The 25,398-nt window shown below is 42.4% G+C and carries 23 protein-coding genes; 1 reads left to right on the plus strand and 22 read right to left on the minus strand.

Features of this window, described 5'->3' with window-relative positions; genetic code table 11:
* Positions 1–389: 389 nt before the first annotated feature.
* The gene (locus CUU66_RS16550; protein WP_257968031.1) at positions 390–1,646 is read right to left on the minus strand and encodes a YeeE/YedE family protein; all 1,257 of its coding nucleotides are present in this window, start codon (positions 1,644–1,646) and stop codon (positions 390–392) included.
* A gap of 123 nt (positions 1,647–1,769) precedes the next feature.
* Positions 1,770–2,294: a type 1 glutamine amidotransferase domain-containing protein gene (locus CUU66_RS16555; RefSeq protein ID WP_101644165.1), complete on the minus strand. Its 525-nt coding sequence runs from the start codon at positions 2,292–2,294 to the stop codon at positions 1,770–1,772.
* A gap of 299 nt (positions 2,295–2,593) precedes the next feature.
* Between CUU66_RS16555 and katA the strand changes: the two genes are divergently transcribed.
* A complete protein-coding gene (katA, locus tag CUU66_RS16560) occupies positions 2,594–4,042 on the plus strand; it encodes a catalase KatA (protein WP_374703008.1) in 1,449 nt (482 codons plus the stop codon).
* 81 nt (positions 4,043–4,123) lie between these two features.
* On the opposite strand, the gene CUU66_RS16565 is transcribed toward katA, so the two are convergent.
* The 20 genes from CUU66_RS16565 to CUU66_RS16660 form a co-directional block, all read right to left on the minus strand.
* A complete protein-coding gene (locus CUU66_RS16565; RefSeq protein WP_101644168.1) occupies positions 4,124–4,672 on the minus strand; it encodes a GNAT family N-acetyltransferase in 549 nt (182 codons plus the stop codon).
* A gap of 316 nt (positions 4,673–4,988) precedes the next feature.
* On the minus strand, positions 4,989–5,159 hold the full coding sequence (locus CUU66_RS24335; RefSeq protein WP_219622796.1) for a hypothetical protein: 171 nt from the start codon (positions 5,157–5,159) through the stop codon (positions 4,989–4,991).
* Positions 5,160–5,411: 252 nt separating this feature from the next.
* A complete protein-coding gene (locus tag CUU66_RS16570; RefSeq protein WP_101644170.1) occupies positions 5,412–6,857 on the minus strand; it encodes a DEAD/DEAH box helicase in 1,446 nt (481 codons plus the stop codon).
* Positions 6,858–7,211: 354 nt separating this feature from the next.
* Positions 7,212–7,943: a DsbA family oxidoreductase gene (locus tag CUU66_RS16575; protein ID WP_101644172.1), complete on the minus strand. Its 732-nt coding sequence runs from the start codon at positions 7,941–7,943 to the stop codon at positions 7,212–7,214.
* An 80-nt stretch (positions 7,944–8,023) separates the two neighbouring features.
* Positions 8,024–8,938, minus strand: a complete 915-nt coding sequence (locus CUU66_RS16580; RefSeq protein WP_101644175.1) for a DUF7916 family protein — start codon at positions 8,936–8,938, stop codon at positions 8,024–8,026.
* 544 nt (positions 8,939–9,482) lie between these two features.
* On the minus strand, positions 9,483–10,748 hold the full coding sequence (locus CUU66_RS16585; RefSeq protein ID WP_101644177.1) for an exo-beta-N-acetylmuramidase NamZ family protein: 1,266 nt from the start codon (positions 10,746–10,748) through the stop codon (positions 9,483–9,485).
* A gap of 27 nt (positions 10,749–10,775) precedes the next feature.
* Positions 10,776–12,860, minus strand: coding sequence for a glycoside hydrolase family 3 protein (locus CUU66_RS16590; RefSeq protein WP_101644179.1), 2,085 nt, complete (start codon positions 12,858–12,860; stop codon positions 10,776–10,778).
* Positions 12,861–12,884: 24 nt separating this feature from the next.
* The gene (locus tag CUU66_RS16595) at positions 12,885–14,564 is read right to left on the minus strand and encodes a serine hydrolase domain-containing protein (RefSeq protein ID WP_101644181.1); all 1,680 of its coding nucleotides are present in this window, start codon (positions 14,562–14,564) and stop codon (positions 12,885–12,887) included.
* Between the two features lie 384 nt (positions 14,565–14,948).
* Entirely contained in the window at positions 14,949–15,545 is a 597-nt protein-coding gene (gene cysC / locus CUU66_RS16600) for an adenylyl-sulfate kinase (protein WP_101644184.1), read from the minus strand.
* Between the two features lie 91 nt (positions 15,546–15,636).
* Positions 15,637–16,335, minus strand: a complete 699-nt coding sequence (locus tag CUU66_RS16605) for a phosphoadenylyl-sulfate reductase (RefSeq protein WP_101644186.1) — start codon at positions 16,333–16,335, stop codon at positions 15,637–15,639.
* A gap of 319 nt (positions 16,336–16,654) precedes the next feature.
* The gene (locus tag CUU66_RS16610; protein WP_257968033.1) at positions 16,655–17,218 is read right to left on the minus strand and encodes a S8 family serine peptidase; all 564 of its coding nucleotides are present in this window, start codon (positions 17,216–17,218) and stop codon (positions 16,655–16,657) included.
* A 25-nt stretch (positions 17,219–17,243) separates the two neighbouring features.
* Entirely contained in the window at positions 17,244–18,095 is an 852-nt protein-coding gene (locus CUU66_RS16615; RefSeq protein WP_101644188.1) for a hypothetical protein, read from the minus strand.
* Positions 18,096–18,993: 898 nt separating this feature from the next.
* On the minus strand, positions 18,994–19,611 hold the full coding sequence (locus tag CUU66_RS16625) for a YczE/YyaS/YitT family protein (protein ID WP_101644192.1): 618 nt from the start codon (positions 19,609–19,611) through the stop codon (positions 18,994–18,996).
* A gap of 423 nt (positions 19,612–20,034) precedes the next feature.
* A complete protein-coding gene (locus CUU66_RS16630) occupies positions 20,035–21,363 on the minus strand; it encodes a 6-phospho-beta-glucosidase (protein WP_101644194.1) in 1,329 nt (442 codons plus the stop codon).
* Positions 21,360–21,689 (minus strand): PTS lactose/cellobiose transporter subunit IIA, encoded by a 330-nt coding sequence (locus tag CUU66_RS16635; protein WP_219622797.1) that lies wholly within the window; start codon positions 21,687–21,689, stop codon positions 21,360–21,362. The genes CUU66_RS16630 and CUU66_RS16635 overlap by 4 nt, the downstream gene beginning before the upstream one ends.
* A gap of 66 nt (positions 21,690–21,755) precedes the next feature.
* Positions 21,756–22,067 (minus strand): PTS sugar transporter subunit IIB, encoded by a 312-nt coding sequence (locus CUU66_RS16640; RefSeq protein ID WP_101644196.1) that lies wholly within the window; start codon positions 22,065–22,067, stop codon positions 21,756–21,758.
* A 302-nt stretch (positions 22,068–22,369) separates the two neighbouring features.
* A complete protein-coding gene (locus CUU66_RS16645) occupies positions 22,370–22,675 on the minus strand; it encodes a PTS lactose/cellobiose transporter subunit IIA (protein ID WP_101644198.1) in 306 nt (101 codons plus the stop codon).
* A 13-nt stretch (positions 22,676–22,688) separates the two neighbouring features.
* Positions 22,689–23,441 (minus strand): chitin disaccharide deacetylase, encoded by a 753-nt coding sequence (gene chbG, locus CUU66_RS16650; RefSeq protein ID WP_101644211.1) that lies wholly within the window; start codon positions 23,439–23,441, stop codon positions 22,689–22,691.
* A gap of 13 nt (positions 23,442–23,454) precedes the next feature.
* Positions 23,455–24,798 (minus strand): PTS cellobiose transporter subunit IIC, encoded by a 1,344-nt coding sequence (gene celB / locus CUU66_RS16655; protein ID WP_101644200.1) that lies wholly within the window; start codon positions 24,796–24,798, stop codon positions 23,455–23,457.
* Positions 24,799–24,810: 12 nt separating this feature from the next.
* Entirely contained in the window at positions 24,811–25,116 is a 306-nt protein-coding gene (locus CUU66_RS16660) for a PTS sugar transporter subunit IIB (RefSeq protein WP_101644202.1), read from the minus strand.
* Positions 25,117–25,398: the final 282 nt, after the last annotated feature.

Below are 25,398 nucleotides of genomic sequence, written 5' to 3' on the forward strand. Positions count from 1 at the left end.
GACAGGTGAGACCCCGCAGGCGGAGCTGAGGAGGCTCACTGCCCGCCCCTAAGGTCCGCGAGCATCCTGGAGCGGAAATCAACCACCATGTTCCATAGCAACAAAGTTTACGAAAACAGCCTTTATTTTTGTAAACCCCTAACATTTAAGTTGCAGCATTTTTATAAGCGAACAGTATATGAAATAAAAGAAGGAAAAGCTCTTTAATTTCCCTCCGGGGCTGATGCACTTCACCAAAGGGTGCTAAACCAATATATTCTTCTGACGAGAATAAAAAAGCCCGGTAAATGACACCTCTTATTAGTGGCGTCATTTACCGGGCATACGCATTCTCTATTAAACCTTAGTTAATAGAAGAGATCCATTTGTATATCAGTGTTAGAATCTATCTAACAGATTGAATCTGTCGGCTTTGGATTTTTCAGTCCGAATAGCGGGCGGATAAATAAGGCAAGGAAAGTACCAAGCATGGCCATAATCATCCAAACCCAGCCATGAAGACTGAATGATGCAATACCGCCAAAATAAGCACCGATGTTACAGCCAAATGCCAGGCGGGCTCCATAACCCATCAATAATCCGCCTACAATCGCTGCTCCTGCTACACCGGGCTTTATTTTGCCGGGTTTGAATGTACCCTGAGAAGCGGCTGAAATAAATGCACCCAGCATAATACCAAAATTCATTACACTTGTAGAATCAGCAAATACCGTATTTGTTAATGCTGCCCCGTTTGGACCTGTAAAATAACTCCAGCTTGAAACATCTACGCCGGCTGCCATAAGTGCTTTTCCTCCCCAGAGGGCAAAAGCTGATGTGATTCCCCAAGGATTTCCCCGGATTGTCAGAGTTAGAGCGTTAAGCAGTGCTAAAACGATTGCTGCTGCAAAAAGAGGCCATGAACCGCGTAATATCTTCTTCCACCCTGTCGTGGTCGGCAGCGGCTTCATCATTGGAGGGTTTTTCTTTTTCGCAATCATAACTGTTATCCAATAGATAAGGGCAAATGCCACCATTTGCACGGCCCATGCACCAAAATAGCCTAGACCGGTAGATTCAGCAAGTGAAATTGGCGGAAGTGAAGGAGTGTCTTCCATCCAGAATTTAAAGTGATAAGCTCCCAGAACAGATCCGGCAATAAAGGAAATGAGAGTTAGAATCATGGACGACGAACCGCCGCCAACTGAATATAACGTTCCAGACGCACAGCCGTTACCCAGCTGCATGCCGATTCCGAAGATAAAGGCACCGAACAATACACTCACTCCAACTGGTGACACATATCCCTTTGGAGTTATACCGGTAAAGCTGAAACCGGTGCTTAAAATGATCGCAAACAGCGTGGATGCTATGGCAAGCATAAGCATATGTGCCTGCAGTCCCTGCACATTTCCCACAGACATTAGTCTGCGGAATGCAGAGGTAAACCCGAATCTGGCATGTAAAAGGGTGGCACCAAGCGCCAAACCTATGATGAACAGGATACCCTGTGTTATGTTTGTGACATTAACAATCACTATAAATAATAAAAGGGCTGCAAGTGCGCCGATGATAACCAAGGGCTTTTGTACAGGATTTAAATCGGCAACTATAGTCGTAGATTGCTTGTTTGGTACGACAGATGTATTAAATGAAGGCTGCGCCAATATATTCACTCCTATTCTTATAAACTTAGTCGGATTATTTTTAAACCAGTTCATACTATAACATATATTCATTAGATTGGAAAATAAAAAAACTGATCCCTATAAGGAGGGACCAGTTTGGTTCTACTTTGTCTCCAGCACTTTTATAAACTCCCTCATATAATCCGGAAGATCCGGCGGACGACGGCTAGAAACAAGGTGGCCATCTGTAACGACTGGTGCATCTATCCATTCTGCACCGGCATTTTCCATGTCGTCTTTAATACCGGGAGTGCTTGTCACTTTTCTACCCTGTAATATTTTTGCTGATATTAACACCCATCCCGCATGGCAAATCTGCCCAATCGGTTTCTGGCTGTCCTCCATTTCCTGGATTAGGGCAATCACTTCAGGAAAACGCCTGATTTTATCAGGAGCCCAGCCGCCAGGTACCAGGATTGCATCATACTCTGCAGCGGAAATGTCACCATAAGCATAGTCAGAAACTGCTGGTACTCCGTATTTACCTATATAAGTTTCATTCGCTTTTTCCCCGGCAAGATGAACAATGGCTCCTTCTTCCTTGAGCCTTAAAATGGGATACCACAATTCAAGGTCCTCAAATTCGTGATGAACAAGACTGATAATTTTCTTTCCTTTTAATCGCATCGTTTCTCTCTCCTCAAAAAGACTGCTTTTTGTTCTTAATTAAGATTTCTTTCATTTTTATTATACATTGAATCAGGAAGAAGCTCGACTCATTCCACCTGAGCTTTTTCATACTTTGAAAATTCACGGCAGGAAAAATGCGGGGAAGACTAGAATTTATTAGTGAACCCACCCTTTGAATTTCAGATTGAAATTTTATTTATAATTATTATAAATAAGTATTGATTTTTAAATAAAAGATGTTATCATTTAATTATCGCAATAAAATAATTTTAAGAAGGTGGGGAATTTATTTGAGTATAAATAATAGACTTACAACCAGCTGGGGTGCTCCAGTCGGCGACAATCAAAACTCACAGACTGCGGGCCAAAGAGGTCCTACATTAATACAAGATGTTCATCTTCTAGAGAAGCTGGCGCATTTTAATAGAGAACGTGTACCAGAACGTGTAGTTCATGCGAAAGGCGCTGGAGCACACGGTTATTTTGAAGTAACACAGGATCTTTCTACATATACAAAGGCAAAGGTTTTCAACGGAGTTGGCAAGCGTACACCTATGTTCATCCGTTTTTCTACAGTAGCCGGCGAGCTGGGTTCAGCCGATACCGTTCGTGATCCTCGCGGCTTCGCAGTGAAGTTTTACACGGAAGACGGCAATTACGATATAGTCGGGAATAATACACCTGTATTCTTTATTCGTGATGCTATCAAATTCCCGGATTTCATACATACGCAAAAAAGGGATCCAAGAACACATCTTAAAAATCCAACTGCTGTTTGGGATTTCTGGTCCCATTCTCCTGAGTCCCTTCATCAGGTAACAATCCTGATGTCTGACCGCGGTATTCCTGCTACCCTCCGTCATATGCACGGATTCGGCAGCCATACCTTCAAATGGGTGAATGAACAAGGTGAAGGCGCCTGGGTTAAATATCATTTCAAAACCGAACAAGGCGTCAAGAACCTTGATGTAGATCTAGCTGCACAGATTGCCGGCGAAAATCCTGACTATCATACAGAAGACCTTTTCAATGCGATTGAAGCTGGAGACTTCCCTGCCTGGAAGCTTTATGTTCAAATCATGCCATTAGAAGACGCGGATACGTATCGTTTTGATCCATTTGATGTAACAAAAGTATGGTCTCAGAAAGATTACCCGTTAATTGAGGCTGGCCGTATGGTACTCGACAGAAACCCTGAAAACTACTTTGCTGAAGTAGAGCAGGCAACATTCTCACCTGGCACTTTGGTTCCTGGAGTTGATGTGTCTCCTGACAAAATGCTTCAAGGCCGCTTGTTTGCATACTCGGATGCTCACCGCTATCGTGTTGGTGCGAACCATAACGCACTTCCAATCAACCGTCCGAAAGCAGAAGTTAATAATTATCAACGCGATGGCCAGATGAGATTCGATAATAATGGCGGAGGTTCCGTATATTATGAACCGAACAGCTTTGGAGGCCCAACTGAAACACCAGAGAACAAACCAGCTCCATTTGCAGTATCAGGTGTTGCTGACAGCGTTGCCTATGATCACAATGACCATTACACTCAAGCTGGTGACCTATACCGCTTATTGAGCGAAGAAGAGCGCGCCCGCCTTGTGAATAACATTGTAAACGCAATGAAGCCAGTAGCATTGGAAGAGATTAAAATCAGACAAATTCATCACTTCTTAAAAGCAGACGCTGAATATGGTGCTCGTATCGCAGAAGGCCTTGGGATTGCTATCGAGCAGAACGTATAGTATATAACTTCATTCTCAATAACTAAATTTATTCTCAATTAAGAAAGGTATCCGGAAATTGCCCGGATACCTTTTTTCTATTTATTTATTCCATTCATCAGAAAGCATGCCATATACGATATGGTCTACATAATGATCATACAGCCATTCAGCCTGCCTGATTTTCCCCTCTTCCGTAAAACCTAACCTTTCCGGGATGGCCCTGCTTTTCATATTGCCCTCTGCAGCTCTAATTTCAATCCGATTTAGTCCCATGGTCTGGAAACCGTAATCCACGAATGCTCTGCATGCTTTCGTCATGATTCCTTTACCCTGAAATCCTTCTCCAAGCCAGTAGCCAACGATACCGAACTTATGGCTCTTATTTATTTCATTGAATCCGATTGTACCTGCTATCGCTCCTCTATATATAATAGCTGCAGACTTTGGATGTCCCCCTGTTTCAGCCACGCCTTTATGCGTTCCTGCAATAAATGCTGCTGTGTCCTCAACCTTTTGTGTAAAATCCACCCATCCGAGCCACTCTCTCAAGTAATTTTTAGAATCCATCGTTAGTTGGTAAAACTCTTCTGCATCTTTATCAATAAATATACGCAAAGAAACGTCTTTATCTATGTATAGTTGAAACAATGCTCTCCCTCCAATTTTCCAGAATTTCTCTCCTTTATTAGTTTACCATGTGACTACTATTGGTCAATACTGCCTTAAAAGTGTTTATTCGGTAAAAGTGGTCACCAATACTCCCGGCTTCGCTTCCAGTATTTTTTATAGAGTAATAGTACGGTTAAGGGCGAGAAAAATTTTTGGAAGGAATTAACGAGGTATTTTACGATACTAAAGGTTTTTTTGTTTACGGGATGGCCCTTTACGTATTATACCCATAACGGTTACAGGATTTATTTCAAAAAAAAGACAACTCTATAAAAGAGTTGTCAGGCTTTACCCACTACTGTTTTGAATCATCATTCAGATCTCTTGTCGGGTTTTCGGGGTTGTCTTCGTCGAAGGCAGATATATCATAACCTTTTGGAAGCTGTGCCCGCTCACTTTTAGTTCCCAGCGTCTGCTGATAGGAAATTGGTCTTTTTTCATTCCGCATCATCTTACTCACCTCCATGTTAGCTTTCCCCCAAAAACCATCTGATATCAAAAACAGTCTTCGGGTTACTAGTTCATAGAGCAATGGCAATCATGCGGGAATTAGAATTAAACATATAAAAAAGCCCGAGTGCCTCTATAAAGGCCAGGGCTTCTTTAGGAAATAAAAACTGGCCCCTTCCTACCCATGCAGCGTATGGGATCATCCTCCGGGAAATTGGGGACAGTCCCCCGTTTTCGGTCCCCCGTTTCCGGGCTCCACCTTCACACCTTATTTTTTGGCCTTGTGCACTTTCAGCTGTTTTCCTTTTACCGTTGTGTTCTTCATTGCCTGCAGTACGGTTTGGCCTTTTCCATTCAGGATATCTATATATGTAACATTATCTTGAATTGTAATGATCCCGATATCATCTGCGGTGACTCCTGGGATTTTGGCAATTGTACCGACAAAATCGACAGCGCGGAGTTTCTTTTTCTTACCTCCATTAAAATACAGCTTCATGATTTCTTTATTTAATGCTTCACTCTTGTCTCGTTTAACTTCGGGCCTGGAGTGTATTTTATCTTCAAACGCAGTCTTCGCCTGATTGACTTCCTCTTTTGATGGAGGATCTGTTTTTTCTATTTGGAAGCCAATATAATCTTCTATCTCCGAAAGGTATTTTTGTTCATACGGAGTAATAAATGTGATGGCTTTCCCTGCTTTGCCAGCCCTCCCTGTTCTCCCTGTCCGATGCACGTAGCTTTCTTTTTCCATAGGGAGATCATAATTGATCACGTGTGAGATATTTTCCACATCGATCCCCCTTGCCGCTACATCTGTAGCAACCAGATAACGGAATAATCCGCGTTTGAAATCATCCATTACCGCGAATCGATCCTCCTGTATCATCCCGCCATGGATTTTATCAGCCGGATAATGGGCAGATTCGAGCTCCAAATAAACCTGATCGACATTCTCCTGTGTGCGGCAGAAAATGATACAGCTGTCTGGATTTTCAACAATTGTTACATTCTTTAGCAGAGAAAACTTATCTTCCTCTTTTACTTCAATGATCGAATGTTCAATTTTATCCGTAGTAAGGCCGCTTGCTTTTATTTCAATCTGAACCGGAGCCTGCATATACTTGCGGCTTAAGTTCTCTACATCTTCAGGAAGGGTTGCTGAAAAGAGCATGGTCACTCTCTTAGCGGGCAGTTCCTGAATAATGGCTTCTACCTGATCAATGAAGCCCATATTAAGCATTTCGTCTGCTTCATCTATAACAAGATACTTAATCTGTTCCAAAGCAAGTGTACCTTTCTGAATATGATCGAGTACCCTCCCCGGTGTCCCGACCACAACATGTGTCTTTTGCTTTAACTCAAGCTTCTGTCTTTCAAACGGAGATTTTCCATATACGGCTGCAGCTTTAATTCTTTTAAATCGGCCTATATTCGTAATATCTTCCCTGACCTGTGCTGCCAGCTCCCGTGTAGGTGTCAGCACCAGTGCCTGCGGCTTGTTTTCTTCCCACTGCACATTTTCACAGATGGGAATACCGAAGGATGCGGTTTTACCGCTTCCGGTCTGAGACTTGACCACAAGATCCTGGTCTTCAAGTGCCACAGGAATTACTCTACTCTGAACCTCTGTTGGATTCTCGTAATTCAGATGGTCCAGTGCCTTGACTATATCCTCACTTAGATTAAATTCGTTAAACCCCGTTTTATTCATCATGTACCCTCATTGCTATTTTGTATTTTTCCTATTCATCCTCGTGTATTATACCCTACTTATCCATAAAAAAAGACATGCATTTATATAAGCAGGGCCTGGAATCGGTAATGAGCTTTATGAATGAAGACCCCTATTTGCATTACTACAGCGAAAATGATGTTCATTACTTTTACTAGTGCCCCCATCTTATCACCGGAGTTGCTTAAAGGCGGGAATCCAGCATATATTTTGAAAATTCAGCATATATTTTGAAAATCCTGCAAAATTTCAAATAATCCTGCATATATCTCCAAAATCCTGCAAATAACCTTTTCCAGAACAAAAAAAGAGAGCAAAATGCTCTCCCCTTACTTATTCTTTATCATTCGGCACCGCACATGATCCATCAGAACAGCTTGCGTCTAAAGCGGAATTTCCTGATAAATCCTGTAATTTAGGTGCAGGGTTTTCTTCGAGCCATACTTTTTGAATAGCATTAACAAACGTTTCTTTCGGCTGGGCACCGGAAATTGCGTATTTTTGGTTGATTACAAAGAATGGCACTCCTGTCACTCCATATTGCTGGGCAATGGCCTCATCAATGCGGACGTCATTCGAGTATGCATTTTTGTCTTCCAGAACCTGCATCGCTTCCTGCCTGTCTAAGCCTGCTTGAGAGCCAAGATCAGCCAGAACTTCAAGATTGCCAAGGTCCTTAGAATCAGTAAAATACGCATGAAGAAGTTCTTCTGTGATAAGTGCTTCTTTCCCCTGAGTTTTGGCAAATTTAGCAAGCCGGTGTGCATCAAATGTATTCGTTGGCTTCATATCTTCAAAATTGAAAGAGAGCCCTACAGTTGCTGCCTGCTGCCCGACACCAGCATTGGCATTCCGCGCTTGTTCGATAGTCATTCCGTACTTCTCTGCTAGAGCCTCATGAATATTTTTTCCGGAAAATTTTTCAGCATTCGGATCCAGCTCAAAGCTTTTGAATTCAAGCTCAACTGAATCTCTATTTGGAAATTGAGCTAATGCTTCTTCCAGCCTGCGCTTCCCAATATAACAAAATGGGCAGACAAAATCTGACCAGACTTCGATTTTCATGCAAGTCACCTCATTTTTTTTCGTTCCCTTATAGTAACACAGGTACAGATTGAACTCATCATATCCTGCTCATACAATTCTTAACGGTTAGCTGAAGAGGCCATACGCACATAGGTATGCCTCTTCCCACGAATAGCAATGGAATAAGCCATAATGTTTTCCGGAATGGCCATGCCTGATGCGCCAGCGTCTCCGATATGATAAAGATCTGCACCAGCCATTTTGCTGTTGAGAGCAATTTGTTTAATTGTATCTACATCGGCACCTTCCTGGCTTGTACCAGTAGTAAGGAGAACCAAAGCTCCTTTTGCATGCACTTCGTCTACCAATTGTGCCGTCTTTTCTACTGTAAAGCCGGGAACTGTTCCTGGAGAAGGGAGGAGAATTATATCAGCACCTGCTTCTACAAAAGAACTGAGCACTTCAGAGTTGATGATGCTGCCGCCTGTTTCTCCCGCTACACCAGCTCCGTGCATTTTTCCAGCAATAATTAATCCTTCTTTTCCCAAAACATCCCTAGCCCTTTCAATGGCATTGCGAATTTCAGTATTAGAAACGCCTGTCTTAGGATTACCCGTTAAGCAGACAAAATCAAACCCCAATTCCTTCGCCCTCTTAAGGGATGCCGCAGATGCTGTCCGTCCTTCCGGCAAAGTGTCCAGCTGCTCCAGTCTCTCCGCCTTTTCATCGATTGGCTCCAAATTCAGCCCGATTGGACGCCCTGTCAGTTTTTTTAAAGTTTGAACCATCGTGTCCGGTTCAACATCCAAACCCTGCACAATTGGATTATTCACATCAAATAAATTCAGTAGAATCATATCAGCCCCGAAAGCTGCTGCCATTTCTGCATTGGTAACTGCCGGATAATACGGGTTTACCGTTCCAATCACTTCCGAAATCATGACCCTTCCTTCAGAAGCAAGAATCGATTGCTTCAGATCCCCTCCAGACATCTGTTGAAAATCGGATGCAGTACAATCTAATAACCGTTTCATTTTTCTCCCTCCTATTATGTACAAAGTTTTTCCCATGTTATTTTTCCCACTGTTCAAATCTATTGTATTTTCTATTAATAGGATCTGCAATGAAAAGGCGCTTAACCAAATACATTCTCCAATACAAAAGTAAAACAATGCATTCATCAAGCCATTGACGGACCATACTTACCCAGTCAGGATTCGACTTGGACTTTATGAACCTATTAAGGACGAATCATCCTAAATTACGAGAGAAAATGGGCTTCATCCGGGCTATGAAAGACTTTTCTTACTCAGGTAAGAGTCGAAATGGAGTTCATCAACCCTATGAAGGACGAATCTTACTAAATTACGAAAGAAAATGGGCTTCATCCGGCCTATGAAGGACTTTTCTTACTCAGTTAAGAATCGAATTGGACTTCATCATCCCTGTGAAGGACGAATCTTCCTGAATTACGAAAGAAAATGGGCTTCATCCTGGCTATTAAGGACTTTCCTTACTCAGTCAAGAGTCGAAATGATGTCTAAAAAAAGCGGCCCATTGCAGGAGCCGCCCTCTCTTTTACTTATACAGAAGATAGTTTTTCCTTACTTTCTTGAAATCGTCTAAACCATTCTGCCATTCGGCTTTCATTTGTTCTACGGTTTTGCCTTCTTCAATTCCCTGCCTGATTGAACCGTTTCCTACGAGATTATCGAAGAATGAGATTCCATTAGATGCAGGGGTCCTGAAAGCAAACTGGCCCGGATACATATCGTGGATTGCTTTGACGATTTGCAGTCCTGTTTCGAATGGCTGGTAGTATTCTCTGTTTGTCACATGAATCTGTACCCCGTGCGACAGAACATTCACATGTTTAGAGAAAGTCGGGATAAAGGATGCTGATCTGAATTGAACTCCTGGCATATCTAAAGAATTCAATTTCGCAGCCAAGTCGTCGCCATTGATGAACGGAGCCCCGATTAATTCAAATGGTTTGGTTGTACCTCTTCCTTCCGAAACATTTGTCCCTTCGATCAGCGCTGCGCCTGGATAGACCACCGCTGTTTCAAGTGTCGGCATGTTTGGAGAAGGAAGGACCCACTCAAGCGGAGTGTTGTCATAATACATATCCCGCTTCCAGCCTTCCATCTTTACAACGGTAAGGTCCGCGCCGATGTTAAATTCTTTGTTGAATAACAAAGCCAGTTCGCCTACAGTCATTCCATGTCTTACAGGAATCTCATATTCTCCAACGAAGGAAGAATATTTATCTTCCAATACAGGGCCTTCTACTTTTTCGCCGCCTAACGGATTCGGACGATCCAGTACAATGATTTCCTTATTATTTTCTTTTGCCGCTTCCATGGCTAAAGCCATTGTATAAATGTACGTGTAAAACCGGGTACCCACATCCTGTATGTCAAATAGGAGAACATCTACATTTTCAAGCATTTCAGGAGTCGGTTTTTTAGTTTTTCCATATAAGCTGTATACAGGAAGCCCGGTCTTTGGATCTGTATAGTATTCAACATATTGGCCTGCCTGCGCGCTGCCGCGTACCCCATGTTCAGGGCCATATAAAGCCGTTAAGTTGACATCCTTATGATTGGAAAGTAAATCTACAATACTGTTAACCTGCTGATCTACCCCAGTTGGATTTGTAATCAAGCCGACCCTCTTGCCTTTCAGGAGGCTGATCTTATCCTGGAGAAGAACATCCACTCCAAGGCGGAACTTGGAGTGTTTTTTATTTTTATCATACTTATGGTCATTATCAGCTATTGCGGCAGTAAAGACTGAGAACATGAGCAGAAGTGTTATAATGCTGGCTAGCCATTTTTTCACTAAAAATCCTCTCCCTTTTCTTTTCTATTAGTAGTTTAAGCCGTGCCCAAAACCGTATAATACACCGCCGGTACCATTGTAGATGGTTACTGGAAGTTTTCCTGATGGATTAATCTGGCCGATTATTGTATTTACAGACGCTTCAAAGCTTGCTGGCCTGAAACCGTATTGCACTAAGTATGCATCTGTATTCGGGTAGGCCATAATGTCATAAGGATTTCTGATACCTAGACTAATGACCGGCGTATCCAGGCTAATGAGCTGATTTGCAAGCTTCATAAGATCGCTGATTGGAGATCTTCCAGAAACCGTTGATGTTGAAGTACCAAGGATAATATACTTTGCATCCTGAATCTGGGCCAGCTGAGTAGCGGTCAACGGTTTCGAAGCTGAAATAGCCGTTACATTTTCATGATGCTTTTTCACAGCAGCCAAAAGGTCCGCATTATATAAGTTTGAAATGACAGCAATTTTATCTTCCTTAGCCGCTTTCAAAGGCAGCACGCCATTATTTTTTACAAGTGTAATGGATTTTTCGGCTGCTTCTTTTTCGACTTGTTTATGTTCAGGGGATCCAACCACCGCAAGGGCATTTTGTACTTTTTCATCAATGCTTTTTTCTGTTTCTGACTTGACAATGCCTCTGTTTAATTTAAGAGTTAACAGGCGCTCTACTGATTGTTCAATCCGCTGCTCAGGAATTTCTCCAGATTCTACTGCATCATAGAGTCCTTCCGCTACTGCTTTGAGTCCAACTGGCATTAATACAATGTCAGTTCCCGCTTTTACAGCTCGGATTGCTGCATCAACAGCACCGAAATGATCGCTGATGGCCTGCATGTTCATGGCATCAGTAATGATAACTCCCTTATAACCCATTTCTTCCCGCATCAGCCCGGTTAACACTTTGTGGGATAGAGTTGCTGGAACTGAAATTTCGGTTCCATCCTTTTTCGAGATCGCCTTAGAATCGTCGATCTTCGGGAAAGTTACATGAGCTGTCATGATTGCATCGATCCCAGCATCCATGGCCTTCTGGAATGGATATAGCTCAACTTTTTTCAGGCGGTCAATATCATGTGGGACTTCCGGCAGTCCCAAGTGAGAATCCACTGCTGTATCACCATGTCCCGGGAAATGTTTGGCAGTAGCCGCAATTCCGCTGTTCTGCATGCCTTTAATGTAGGCATTGCCCAATTTTGCGACAAGTTCAGGGTCTTCCCCAAAGGAACGGACGCCGATGACCGGATTATCCGGGTTATTATTGGTATCCAGTACAGGTGCAAGGTTCATGTTGATACCTAGGGAATTCAACTCTTCGCCGATGGCTTTGCCTACTTTTTCAGAAATTTCTTCAGAACGTGTTGCACCAAGAGCCATATTCCCCGGCATATGGGTGCCAGACTGAAGTCGGGTTACGATTCCGCCTTCCTGGTCAATCGTCATTAATAGACCGTATTTTTCAGAAGCTTCCTGATAAGCGTTCACTAGCTTTGCGGTCTGCTCGGTAGCTACCACATTTTCAGCAAATAAGATTACGCCGCCCAAGTGATAGTCCTTTACCTGCTGAGCAATTTCCGGCAGCATTTCCGTTACGTTTGTCCCATTCCATTTTCTGTAGTCAGGCATCAGCATCTGGCCGACTTTCTCTTCCACTGACATATGGGAAATGGCGTTATCGATCACATCGTACTGCTTACCCGCTGCTTTTTCCACTTTAATCTTCACATCAGCGTTTCCTTTATATTGAATGGATAGCCGGTCGCTGTCTTTACCGTCAGATACTGTTATAAAGGTTTTCCCGTTGTGTCCTAGAAGGGTTACGACTCCATCTGCATCCACAGTCGCGACATTTTTATTGGAAGACCTCCATTTTAGATTCTTAGATGTCTGCATGAAGTGGCCATCCCGATAAATGTGCAGAGCATTCAAGTCGATCTTGTTATCCTTAAACTGCTTATTTATTTCTGGTATATTCTGATCAATGATTAAGTTTGTTGCAGAGGATTGTGTTTCAGCAGCTGAAGCTTTTCCTCCAAGCATAGGAAACTGTGTGACGAGTAACCCTGCAGCTAGAGCCGTTGCCAGCTTTTTCTTCATTTGTTTATTCATGCTATACCTCCTAAAATTGTTAACTTAATAATCTCTTAATTCCCACTGATTGGTGGAAAAGTCGAGTCTTTTATGATTCAATTCTGCATCCTGAACATACCAGCCGCGGCCATTTACGGAGCCGTCTGTTGTATATGAAAAGCGAATTTTTTCAGCTTCCTTAGGTATAAGAAGTTCCTGTGAATCCCAGCTTCCCGCGCCGCCTGTATACTCGGCAATTTTCTGCCAGCTGCCATCTTTCAATATTTCTACGCGGCCGTAATCGGCATTTGTCTCCAGACTGTACCAGTTGTTATAAGTTAATAAAGCATCTTCGGAGAGCGTCAGATCTGCTTCCATGACTTTGGTCTGTTTATCTCCATATCCTGCGAACCATGCAGATTTTTTACCCGGTATGGCTACTGGAATGGAATCGGCTACCTGCCTTGCAAATAATCTCCTTGTCTGATTCGTTGAAACAGTGGTTCTGGTTGGGTGTACTCTGTTCGTCAGGAGTATCGCAATCGTTTTAAGTTTAGGATTTACTACTATGGATGTCCCGGTATAGCCAGTATGTCCAAATGAACCGCTGTCAGACAATGCATCCATATACCAGCCTTGACCTAGTTCCCAGCCCAGCCCGTGGTCATTTCCGGGAAATGCCTGGTTTTGGTTTTCAAGCAGAAGTTTTACCGTTCCTGATTTAAGGATTCTTTTTCCGCCGTATCTGCCTTCATTTAAGAAGATATGAGCGAGTTTTGCGAGATCAGAAGCTGTAGAAAATACTCCGGCATGGCCTGCTACACCATCAAGGGACCATGCATTTTCATCATGGACCTGTCCCCATACGAGGCCTCTATCAGGCACTTTCTGGAACTCCGTAGCGGCAATCCTATTTTTCAGGGATGCAGGAGGGTTATACATGGTATCCTCCATCCCGAGAGGATCTGTAATGTATTTTTTAACAAATTCATCCTGTCTCATACCAGAAAGTCTTTCGATGATGGCGCCTAGCGTAATCATGTTTAAATCGCTGTAAGTGTACTTGGTGCCAGGCTGATTTGACAGCGGCTGTTTGAATACTAACTGCATTCTTTCATCCCTTGAGCTTCCTTTGCTGTATAGAGGGATCCAGGATACAAAGCCGGAAGTATGTGTTAAAAGCTGTCTCACTGTGACCTTCTCTTTCCCGTTTTGAGCAAACTCAGGAATATACTTCATAACCGGATCATCCAGCTTAACCAGCCCTTGTTCATGCAGGATCATGAAGGCAGTGGATGTGAAGATTTTGCTGACAGAAGCCAGGTCGAAAATCGTATTTTCCTGCATTTGTATAGGGTTTGGCGTTTCCGTAAAAGAGCCGTCCGTGTATCGAAACGAATGGCCATATGCTTTGTTTTTTACGATATGTCCTCCCCTGGCAACAAACGCTACGGCTCCTGGCATTACCTTATCCGCGATGGCCTTATCCATCACTTGGTCAATTTCCCTAAGCGGAGCTTCCACCATGCCGGCTCCACGGGCAGAACCCGGGTGGAGAACACCTGATACAGGCATAATAGGTGAATTCCAGGAAAAAATTGGATGAGGAGGTGAGCCCGCAGAAAATTTCTTTTCAGCCTTTTCAATTGAAGGTGCTTCTATAGCATCCCCATCAGCAAATGCCGCCGTACTTCCTAAAAAAACAGAACAAACTGAAGAAATAATGAGAGCTTTCTTTTTCATACATCCTCCTTTAGATATGTAAGTGAATTGTAAATGTACCTTTATAACTAGAGAGTGGCAGCGTTTACAATGTACTTTAAGACTATATCATGTCAGTCTGACCAGTAAATGCCACGCAAGTCCTATAAAATCCTTTTATGTAAGTATTTGGGTGTATTTGGACGGATGCCTATTTGCTTATTTTTTTGAAATATCAGAATATTCTTATACTTCAATATTATTTTTCCTTACTTTCCCTCTTTTACTAATATCAGTGTCCTACCCTTCATGGAAACCTTCTGTTCCTGATTTAATATTTAGTCTTAATCTTTCATAGCAAACGCCTTGTACTCCGTATTCATTTACTATTGTAACTAAAGAAAGAACGTTGAAACATCAACGTTCTTAAGGGATAAACTTTTGATTCCTTAAATAAGAAACTACAATATCTGCTGCTTTAAAAATTGAATGCCGGTACGTTTCGATAATTAATTCTGGATTTAATGGGGCTTCATATGGTGAATCGATTCCGGTAAAATCGCGTATTTCTCCACGCCGCGCTTTCCGGTATAGACCTTTTGGATCTCTTTTTTCACATACAGCCAGCGGACAATCCACGAATATCTCGATAAACTCGCCGCTCGGGAACAAACTTCTTGCCTGCTCCCTGTCCTCCCGAAACGGAGAAATAAAAGCCGTACTCACAATCTGGCCGCTATCCGCAAAAAGTTTGGCTACTTCGCCTATCCGCCTGATATTTTCTATCCGGTCCTCGATGCCAAATCCCAGTCCTTTATTCAGACCGTGCCGGATATTATCTCCATCAAGTACATAGCTTCTTACCCCTAATTCATAGAGCTGGGCATCCACTGCATTTGCAAGAGTAGATTTCCCAGATCCAGAAAGTCCTGTAAACCAGAGCACTCCGCTTTTATGCCCATTTAAATGATGTCTGTCTTCTCTGGTAATGGCCGATTTATGCCAAATTATGTGATTATCCATGATGTCCTGCACCCCTAAAATTATTGACTTTAATCATGGGCTTAATGTTTTGCCCCATCACATACTTCACCTGCTGCTTGTGACGATTTTCCTAATTAGATGTATGCAGTCCGCATTCCGTTTTTTCACTATTCATCCAGCGGCCGCCGCGTGAATTTGAGCCGTCTGTCACTGGAACAGTACACATACGGCAGCCGATGCTCGGATAATTCTGATCGTGGAGTTCATTGTACGGGAGTTGATTAAGCTTGATATATGTCCAAACATCATCCCAAGTCCAATGAATCAAGGGACATATTTTAATAAGCTTAAACTTTTCATCTTTGTTGATATACTCTACATGTTTACGTGTAAGAGATTGTTCTCTCCGGAGGCCAGAAATCCAGGCTTTCATTCCAGAAAGCTGTTCAGCAAGGGGCTCTATTTTTCTCATATGACAGCATTGGTTCGAATTATGCTTCCATAATTCTTTTCCATGCCGTTCTTCCTGTTGTTCCAGAGAAAGTTTAGGTTTAACGAGGTCAATGGTTAATAGAGGATACTTGGCTTTCATCTTATCAATCAGGTCATACGTTTCTTGAAAATGAAGCTCAGTATCGAGGAATATCACTCTTGCATTCTTGTTAACTTTTGAAATGAGATCGATTAACACAATGCCTTCTGCTCCAAAGCTGCAGGCATAAACAATTTCATCTCCATACTGGTTATATGCCCATTTAAGAACATCGAAATAATCCTTTCCCTCCAGTTCCCGGGAAGCCCCATCAGCCCATGTCTCATACGTTATCATTCTATCTGCACACTTCCCTTCCCCATCCTGAATGCTTTCACAGGATTATCTATATCTCATTTAGATACACAAATGGTTTAGCACCTATAGGCAAATTATTCAACAAACGAAAAAACGCTTGTTATATATGCCTATTAGCAGGAGAATCGCTGAAAAAAATCAGAACAGAAGCGGAGCTGAAGGCTTTATGGGCAGGGATACTAGATGCCTATTTTACGGGTCGACAGATAATATTTAAAAAAAATACTAGAATGAGTAATAGGCTGTATATAAAATTAAAAAGAGCTTCACTCTGGGATAGGAGTGAAGCTCAAACAATTTATTTATCCGCCTCTAAGAAATTAAAGATATTCGCTTCCCCGGCTCCATATAGTGGATCCGTCCCTGGTTTACCCAAGTCCTTAGCGCTTTTTCTGATTGCATCGGCAACTTGTGCAGGAGAGTATTCAGGATGGGCTGCTTTAATGACTCCGGCCACGCCAGCTACTTTTGGCGCTGCCATGAATGTTCCGTGTAAATAAGAGTATCCGTGCCAGTTGCCGTCTGAGAATTGTGTGGTAGCATTTCCACCGCCTACAGGATAACTAGGATAGGTAGATAGTGTGCGATAAGTGAAATCACGTTTATCCAGATAATTTCCCGCTGGGTCTTGACGGTATAAGCTGTCATAGAGTGGACCGTTATCTCCGCCAGGTCCCGCGACATCAATCGCATTCCCATAGTTTGAATAAAAGGCGATTTTGTCAGTAGACCATTCGTTGGAAGATGAAACTGTAATGACACCAGGAACTTGAGCTGGCGCAACATTTGAGATGCTCCCCTTTATTTCATTCCGATAACCACTCATTAAAGCCAATAAAAACAATGGCTTTAAAACCAGCAATTGTTTGCTTATTAATGGTTTATATCTACTTTTGTATAAACACTTCATTCAATTTATTTAATGAAATCAATATCTTCCCATACTTATTTACCGCAATTCCTTCTGGTTCCCTGGTAGTATTTAATGAAACTTTTTTAATACTAGTCCCATCCATATTACATGTCATATACTCCCCATTGGAAAGCAGATAATACTTACCATTCCCTATAGCAAACCCTTGGATTTCTTTTTTAGGAGTTTTCCCGATCTGGCCTTTGATATGAATCTTTTCACGCCAATCCCTGGTTGCGTCCCTTCCGCTTCCCAAATGAATTTTGTTGATATCATACCCATCGCCCACTTTTGAAATCCCGATCGCTGTAGTGCTGTTCAGCATTCCCATCACATTAGGATGGATGATGGAAGGAACAGTCCAGGTCCTCACTACCGTCAGGGTATTCGGATTAATTTTTTGCAGGGTATAACTGGCTTGCCCTTTAACATCAGCCAATTGATACAGATACCCATCTTTATAGGAAATGGCCTGTCCGTGGCCGAGTGTCAGCAGTTTACTAGTTTTTAGTAAAACTCCCTTACTGTTATATTTATAGATATAGCCGTACCGGGTTTTATCCCCAGTGGCATACGTTAAATACATATTGCTGCTGGGATCTACAGTTATTCCCTGCAATCCCTTAGCCGCATCGGCACTTACATTTGCTGGATCTCTATAAGGATAAAACAAGGTCTTAACCTGAACTTTATTACTAAAGGTAATGGTATGAGCTAGATTTTGAGCTGCAGCGGATACAGTTGGGGCCGTACCTTTTTCTCCCGCTGCCAGTCCTGTTATACCAATCAACGCACATAGAATTCCTTTATAAAATATCTTCTTCACTGAGTACCTCCTGATGTGTTTAACATAAAATCTCTTCTAGATTAATCCATTTTTACATCCAAGTCTATCCATAGTTTTACTTTTATTGTAAAAACAAAAGAACAGCACTCAATTGTGCCGCCGCTTGCGGGGATATTCATTCTATCTTTCTAAAAAACGAGAGCCGCTGCAAGATTCACGGATCATAACAATCAAACTAGTCAGCTAAGAATCGGTCGTTTTAGTAATAGAGGATTTTATTAGCATAAGGAAAATTGTGGGCCATTTTTAATTGAAAATACCATTAATTTTAGGACAAAATGATACATTTATTTAACTTTTTTATAATTTTAGCTCTCAGGTCTTAAAATCTGTTCGTTTCATAAGATATTTTCACAATATACATAGGTACCAGAAAGATGCAGGTGCTTTTATGATTACCTTTATGAATTATATGCTTATGTTCAGAAGGTTTACGCTTTTGTTTTTAAGTTTTATGCTTATGTTTCCAACGCTTATGCTTATCTCTCTTGATTCAATGCTCAAAAATGGTGTCTTATGCTTATCAACCTGCCTTTATGCTTTTCTTCTTATGTATATGCTGATTGCCGAGCTGCATCCTCTGTTAAATACCAGTGCTTTTCTTTAATGCATAGCCTTAGAAAAGGCGGCCAAAACTTTGTCGACAGCCCTGACATCACACTATGGTCCCGCTTCATCGTCAGCATGCCGCTGTGGGGCCTTGCATAAGCCGCTGTCACACCACAAAAGTTAATAAGGTGAGGTAACCTGCATGACCTCCTACTCTGCCAGGGATTTCTTCAGAATGATTCTGCATTTAATCTCAGCCAACTTTAACGATAGATTAGATGGATACGTCGCAAAACTGTTAAACGATTGGAATGAAACACAACCAGACTCAAGCCCGGAACATAAGCTTGCTGTCTATAATCCGATTGGCCATTTTATTAAAGAATTGTATGATGCTTCCGATAGCCAGCACAATCACAACCGTTCCTATTCCCATGGTACCGCCAAGCAAGAATCCTAAAATAACTGCTGTTCCTTCCAGAATCAGACGTGATACCCTCAGACTGAGTTTATATCTCTGGCTGATCGCCACCATGGTGCCATCGTATGGCATTCTTGGCAGATTGGTTGATAAATAGATTCCCACTCCAAAGCCGATAAGGGTGACCCCAATCAAAAACACGCACCACTTAATCACAAGAGGCGATGCAGTAAAATCTGTGCCTTTAACCACAATAAACATCCAAAAATCAACCGTAACTCCCCACAGCAGCACGGTTATAAAGGATTCTATTTCAGGCCGTTTTTTAAGGATAATGGCATTAAATATCAAAAATCCTGCCTGCCATATCATCACCCATGATCCCATTGTCAGCCCAAATTTTACCGTCAGGGTGACAAATAATATATCCCATGGTCCTGCTCCAACTGTTGAATTGATAATCAACGCTACCCCCAGGCAGGCAATTAATATGCCGGACGCATATATCGGAATTTTTTTTACCAACCTTATCCTCCTCCATCATGAAACTTTCTTCTTTCTCTTCGCCTTTTTTACAAGGCTGTTTTCGTAAACTTTGTTGTTATTGTACAAGGGGGTTGATTTCCACTACAGGATGTTCGCTTTCCGCGGGGCGGGCGCTGAGCCTCCTCGGCTTCGCCTTTGGGGTCTCACCTCCTCCCGCTACTCCCGCAGGAGTCTCGCACCTTACATTCCAATCAACCTGTTTAACAATAGAATAGATTCACAAACTTAGTAAAAAACAACAATCTTTTAGAAAAGAGCCTTTTACAAAACTCTGCAGTACTCTAGTTTCACATCCTATTTAAACAATATGATGCCTGCTTTATTTCATGCTCACCAAGAAGCCTCTCCTAAACAAAAAGTGGTTCTGGTGCTTAAAGCATTCCAGAACCACTTGATTAACACTTACGCTTCAACCACTTTAAAAAACTGAGGGAGATGCTCTTTATGAGCTTCTAGCATTTCATCTACGATTTGCTTGGCTAATTTATCAGATGCTACAAGAGGATTTATGGTAAGAGCCAATACCGCTTTGTCATAATCGCCTGTAACAGCTGCTTCTGCCGCAACACGTTCAAAAGACTTAATCTGCTGGACCAATCCACGGACAGCTACAGGAAGGTCGCCTACAGAAATTGGCTTAGGGCCCTCTTTAGTGATTACACAGCTTACTTCAACTGCAGAATCATCCGGGAGACTTGCAATCGCCCCATTATTCCTAGTATTTACCGGCTGGATATCACGTTTATCATTATAGATGGACGTAATCAGACGCACAGCTGCATCCGAATAATAGGCTCCTCCTCTTTTTTCCAATTGAGGCGGCTTAATGTCTAGATTAGGATCTTTGTAGAGTTCGAATAAGTCTTTTTCCAGCTTCTGCACTACCTCAGCACGAGTTTCGCCATTTTCGAAATTCTTAAGGTCCTTTTCAAGCATTTCACGTGTTTTATAATAATACATATGGTAAGGGCAGGTCAGTACGTCCAATGCTTTTATGAAGGAAGGCTCCCAGCCTTGACCTTGAATGTTTTTGACGAAGCTGCTGTTATTAGGATCCGTCAGTAGATTAATTACCTCATCTTTGACACTCACACCGTCGACATACACATCAAGTCCATACACCATATGGTTTAAACCAGCAAAATCAATGCGTACTCTGGAATGCTCAACATCCAGGAGCTTTGCTATTCCCATTTCCATTCCAATCGGGACATTACACAAACCTACTACTTTATTGATATTGGAATAACGAAGAACAGCTTCTGTTACCATTCCTGCAGGGTTTGTAAAGTTAATCAGCCAGGCATTGGGACAAAGCTCTTCCATATCATGGCATATATCCAGAATAACCGGAATCGTACGAAGTCCTTTGAAAAGTCCTCCTGGTCCATTTGTTTCCTGGCCGAGAACACCATACTTCATTGGAATTCGTTCATCCTTGGCACGGGCATCCAAAAGGCCTACTCTGAATTGAGTCGTCACGAAATCTGCATCCTTTAATGCAGCTTTACGGTCGAGTGTTAAATGAACCTCGATAGGAAGACCCGATTTCTCAATCATCCGTTTGGCCAGCTGTCCGACGATCTCAAGCTTTTCCCTCCCGGCTTCTACATCCACAAGCCATAATTCCCTTACCGGAAGCTCAGAGTATCTTTTAATAAAGCCTTCGACTAATTCCGGCGTATAGCTGGATCCCCCGCCAATTGTTGCTATTTTAATTCCTTTAGTCATGAACTCACACCTCTCAAGGATTTCATATTTTCATACACTTCCACCAATTCAGCTGCCAAATCTTTTAATGTCATGGCATTCATTAAATGATCCTGTGCGTGGACCATCAATAGAGACATTTCCGTTTTTTCGCCTCTGATTTCATCCTGTATGAGTGCTGTCTGAAATTTGTGCGCTTCATTTAGAGCGCCTGATGCCTCTTGTAATTTACTTTTTGCTTCTTCAAAACTGCCCTGTTTTGCGGCATGAATGGCTTCCATGGCTAAGCTTCTTCCATTGCCTCCGTGAAGGATAATCTGAAAAATGACAGATTCCATGTCTTTCATATAATAAGCCTCCCCAGTTTCTTAGATATCATTTTTGATGGTCTATGTAGGTGTAAAGTAAGAACTTTACACTCGGGTAGCGGCCAGATTTAAAGCTGCTTTTAAAACTTCAGCCCCATTGCAGGTTCCGTAATGAACCATATTAATCGAATCTACAGGGATGTTGCGGGCTTCTCCCAGCTTCTTCATCTGAGGCAGCAAATACCGAACCTGAGGCCCGAGTAACAGTACATCCGCTGAATCAATATGATCATTAATCGCACTGGCACCCTCCGCCCAGATCTTGCATTCAATTCCCTGTTCAGCAGCCGCAGCTTCCATCTTCGTAACTAATAAACTAGTAGACATTCCCGCAGCACAGCATAAAAGTATATTCATCAACTTTTCCTCCTAAATTATTGTTCGTTTTTTTTCAAGAATTTTATCCAGGATGGCTATACGTTCATTCTATTATAAGAGCGCTTTCATAACCATTCATCCCTTTTCCTAATATTAAGGAAAATCGTAATACAAGATAGACCGAAATCCGGAAAGAAGAGGGGGGAATGAAAGCCGTATTGCGCTATAAAAGAAGCAGACATCCTGCAAGGGTACGCCGCTTAGGCCGCGGGTAAATGTATCCCGTGAACCGTTGGCTTTTGACCCTTTGGATGTCAGTTTCCAGCTTAATAGTATTCTATTTATAAATGTTCATATAAATCTACTACTTCACCAGCAAGATCCTTGACTGTCAGGGCATTCATCAAATGATCCTGGGCATGGACCATTAATAGCGACATCTCATATTTTTGGCCGCGTACTTCATTTTGGATGAGTGTAGTTTGAAAGCGGTGTGCTTCATTTAAAGCTTCACCCGCTTCTTTTAGTTTTTCTCTTGCTTCAGTAAATTTCCCTTGTTTAGCAGCAGCAATGGCCTCCATGGCCGAACTTCTCCCATTTCCTCCATGAAGGATGATCTGAAAGATGATTCCCTCTTGTTCTTCCATCCTTTACTCTCCTTTATACGTAAGATTGACCGGCTATTTGCTTATAGGTTGCCAGTTCAATTCCTTGTTCTGAGATGAAATCACGAACCTCTTGAGCAGTCAGGATAGATAGTTCCCTCACTCTTGGGAGTGCATATGAGCTTCCAGAAAGAATCGCTTCATCAAGATACGCAGGGTGTGTCATAATTTCAGCCGTTTCATAATCCTTGCATTTATTGATCACATCTATAATCGTTTGGTTTGACAGGCTCTCACCGTAAAATTCAGGATTAAAGTAGTCTACGGATTTCAAAGAATCTTCGGCTTTTAATAATTCTTCTGAAGCCGGCCTAATAGGGATATCATATTTAATTGCCAGATCTTTAACAATTGGGAATACCCGTTCATGCCCATGGACATGGTGGTGGCTGTCAATGTGCGTTGGAACAAGGCCGAACGACAGAAATCTTTCAATCTGGCTGGTTAATTCCTTTTCTATATCTTTGATGTCACCACCGCTCAAAACGACATCAGTTTTGTGAAATTTCCCTGTATCGTCCACAAGAGAGTGCACGCTGCTGTTAACCGGGTACCCGCAGTCCAGCACAAGGTGAATACCAACACCCAGTCCTGGATTTTGAGCCGCAAGAGCTGCGGCGTGGGCAGCTCCCGGCATATTGGCCATCAAAGTAGCTGATGTTACAATTCCTTTTTGAAAAGCTTCGATGATTCCAAGATTGACACCATTGGAGTATCCAAAATCATCGGCGTTAATAATCAATTTCACCATTTAACCTCTCCTAGGCCTGCAGTTTTTTAGCAGATGTAATTTCGATAGCTCCCTGCTCTTCTGAGTATTTCTGCTTATCCCATATTCTAAAGAATGGATAGTAGATACCAAATGCTATAACAAAGTTAACTAATTGCAGCAGCGCACCTGAAAGCTTTCCGCCTGTTGCCAGGTAGCCGCCTATGATCGGCGGCATGGTCCATGGGACAGCAATTCCAGCCGGTCGGGCTACAAGTCCTGTACTCATAGCGATATACGTTGTGATAACCATAACCATCGGTGTCAATACGAAAGGGACAATCATCAATGGATTCATGACAATCGGCATCCCAAACGTTACCGGTTCATTGATGTTGAATAAACCAGGGCCGAATGCCAGTCTGCCCAGCTGTTTCATCTGCTGGCTTCGTGACCTTAGAAGCATCGCTAATACCAAAGCTAATGTCGCTCCGCTTCCTCCAACATAAATGAAGATATCAATGAACTGCTGTGTAAAGATATTCGGCAGGGAATCGCCGGCCTGAAAAGCAACACGGTTTTCATCCATGGATGAAAGCCAGATTGGACCCATTACTCCGCCAACGATTGACGCTCCATGCAGCCCGCAGGACCACAGAAGCTGAATCAGGAATACAGCTACCAGGGTTCCAATTAGGCTTCCGCCCAGAACGCCCAGCGGCTTTCCTAACACTTCCCCCACAATATTGTGTAAGCTTTCAAAGCTTGTATTTTCAACTATTAAACGTAAAACCCATATAAGTGCGATAACAATAAAGCCAGGGATCAGGGCCACAAACGATTTAGCAACTGCCGGCGGTACACCATCAGGCATCCTGATAATAATATTTTTTTGGATAATAAACCGGTAAATTTCTGTGGAAATCATAGCGATAAGCATAGCCACGAATAATCCTTTACTTCCCATTAAAGCGGAAGGAATGGCTCCGCCGACTAAAACGGCTTCTGTTGCCCCTTCTGGAGTAAATGGAACCTGGTACGGAGTTGCCAGCAAAAAGGCCGCCACAGAGATTGCACCTGCCGATAAAGCATCCACGTTATATTTTTCAGCAAGGCGGTAAGCAATTCCAAATGCTGCAATCAGGGCCATAATGTCGAAGGTGGCACCCACCGGATACATAAGCTTCGTCAGCCATGCATCACCAAATGTTCTAGCCATAAATTCTTCATAACCTGGAATTGGAAGAAAACCGAGTATCAGGAACAATGATCCTACAATGATCAGCGGCATCGTTAAAATAATACCGTCACGTAAAGCCTGTAAATGGCGCTGGCCTGCAACACGACCAGCAACTGGCATGACCTTGTTTTCTAAAATGTCATTTAATCTGCTCATACTGTCACTCCCCTATTTTCCTATTAACTGCCTTGCAAATTTAAGAACTTCAGCCCCGTTGCATGTTCCATAATGAACGGTATTGATCACATCAACAGGTATCCCTTTTTCATTCCCGATCTTTTTCAACTGAGGGAGCAAATACCGTACCTGCGGGCCTACTAACAGCACATGGGCCTCATCAATGTGATTTTTTACCGCATCCCCTGGAACGGCCCAGATTTTGCAGGATACCCCCTCATCTGCGGCTGCTTTTTCCATTTTTGTAACCAGTAAGCTTGTCGACATTCCTGCTGCACAGCATAATAAAATATTCACCCATTCCCCTCCCTTTTTAACAATTATTTAAATTTTCTTACTAATTAAAGTTTAATTTGAAAACGCTTTCAACTCATCACAAATAATTTCCGTTATGGGATATGCTTTTAACGGAAAAGAATGTATCTTATAAGAATAAAGTTTCAAGCCATAAGGAAACGCAGGATTACAAAACAAAAAGACCGCCCTCAGGCAGCCTTTTTACTCTTATATTAAAAAATAAGGCTCTTTTCTAAAAGATTGTTGTTTTTTAATAGTTATGTGATCCTACCCTATTGATTA

The sequence above is a fragment of the Peribacillus deserti genome (assembly GCF_002863585.1).
GTDB lineage: Bacteria > Bacillota > Bacilli > Bacillales > DSM-1321 > Paraperibacillus > Paraperibacillus deserti_A.

Coding starts and splice junctions, on each gene's coding strand:
- cysC (WP_101644184.1), bottom strand. CDS start 15,545: ATGGATAATCACATAATTTGGCATAAATCGGCCATTACCAGAGAAGAC.
- CUU66_RS16580 (WP_101644175.1), bottom strand. CDS start 8,938: ATGAAACGGTTATTAGATTGTACTGCATCCGATTTTCAACAGATGTCT.
- CUU66_RS16640 (WP_101644196.1), bottom strand. CDS start 22,067: ATGAATATACTTTTATGCTGTGCTGCGGGAATGTCTACTAGTTTATTA.
- celB (WP_101644200.1), bottom strand. CDS start 24,798: ATGAGCAGATTAAATGACATTTTAGAAAACAAGGTCATGCCAGTTGCT.
- CUU66_RS24335 (WP_219622796.1), bottom strand. CDS start 5,159: ATGGAGGTGAGTAAGATGATGCGGAATGAAAAAAGACCAATTTCCTAT.
- CUU66_RS16555 (WP_101644165.1), bottom strand. CDS start 2,294: ATGCGATTAAAAGGAAAGAAAATTATCAGTCTTGTTCATCACGAATTT.
- CUU66_RS16590 (WP_101644179.1), bottom strand. CDS start 12,860: ATGAATAAACAAATGAAGAAAAAGCTGGCAACGGCTCTAGCTGCAGGG.
- CUU66_RS16635 (WP_219622797.1), bottom strand. CDS start 21,689: ATGAAAGACATGGAATCTGTCATTTTTCAGATTATCCTTCACGGAGGC.
- CUU66_RS16570 (WP_101644170.1), bottom strand. CDS start 6,857: ATGAATAAAACGGGGTTTAACGAATTTAATCTAAGTGAGGATATAGTC.
- CUU66_RS16575 (WP_101644172.1), bottom strand. CDS start 7,943: ATGAAAATCGAAGTCTGGTCAGATTTTGTCTGCCCATTTTGTTATATT.
- CUU66_RS16595 (WP_101644181.1), bottom strand. CDS start 14,564: ATGAAAAAGAAAGCTCTCATTATTTCTTCAGTTTGTTCTGTTTTTTTA.
- CUU66_RS16630 (WP_101644194.1), bottom strand. CDS start 21,363: ATGACTAAAGGAATTAAAATAGCAACAATTGGCGGGGGATCCAGCTAT.
- CUU66_RS16645 (WP_101644198.1), bottom strand. CDS start 22,675: ATGGAAGAACAAGAGGGAATCATCTTTCAGATCATCCTTCATGGAGGA.
- CUU66_RS16605 (WP_101644186.1), bottom strand. CDS start 16,335: ATGATAACGTATGAGACATGGGCTGATGGGGCTTCCCGGGAACTGGAG.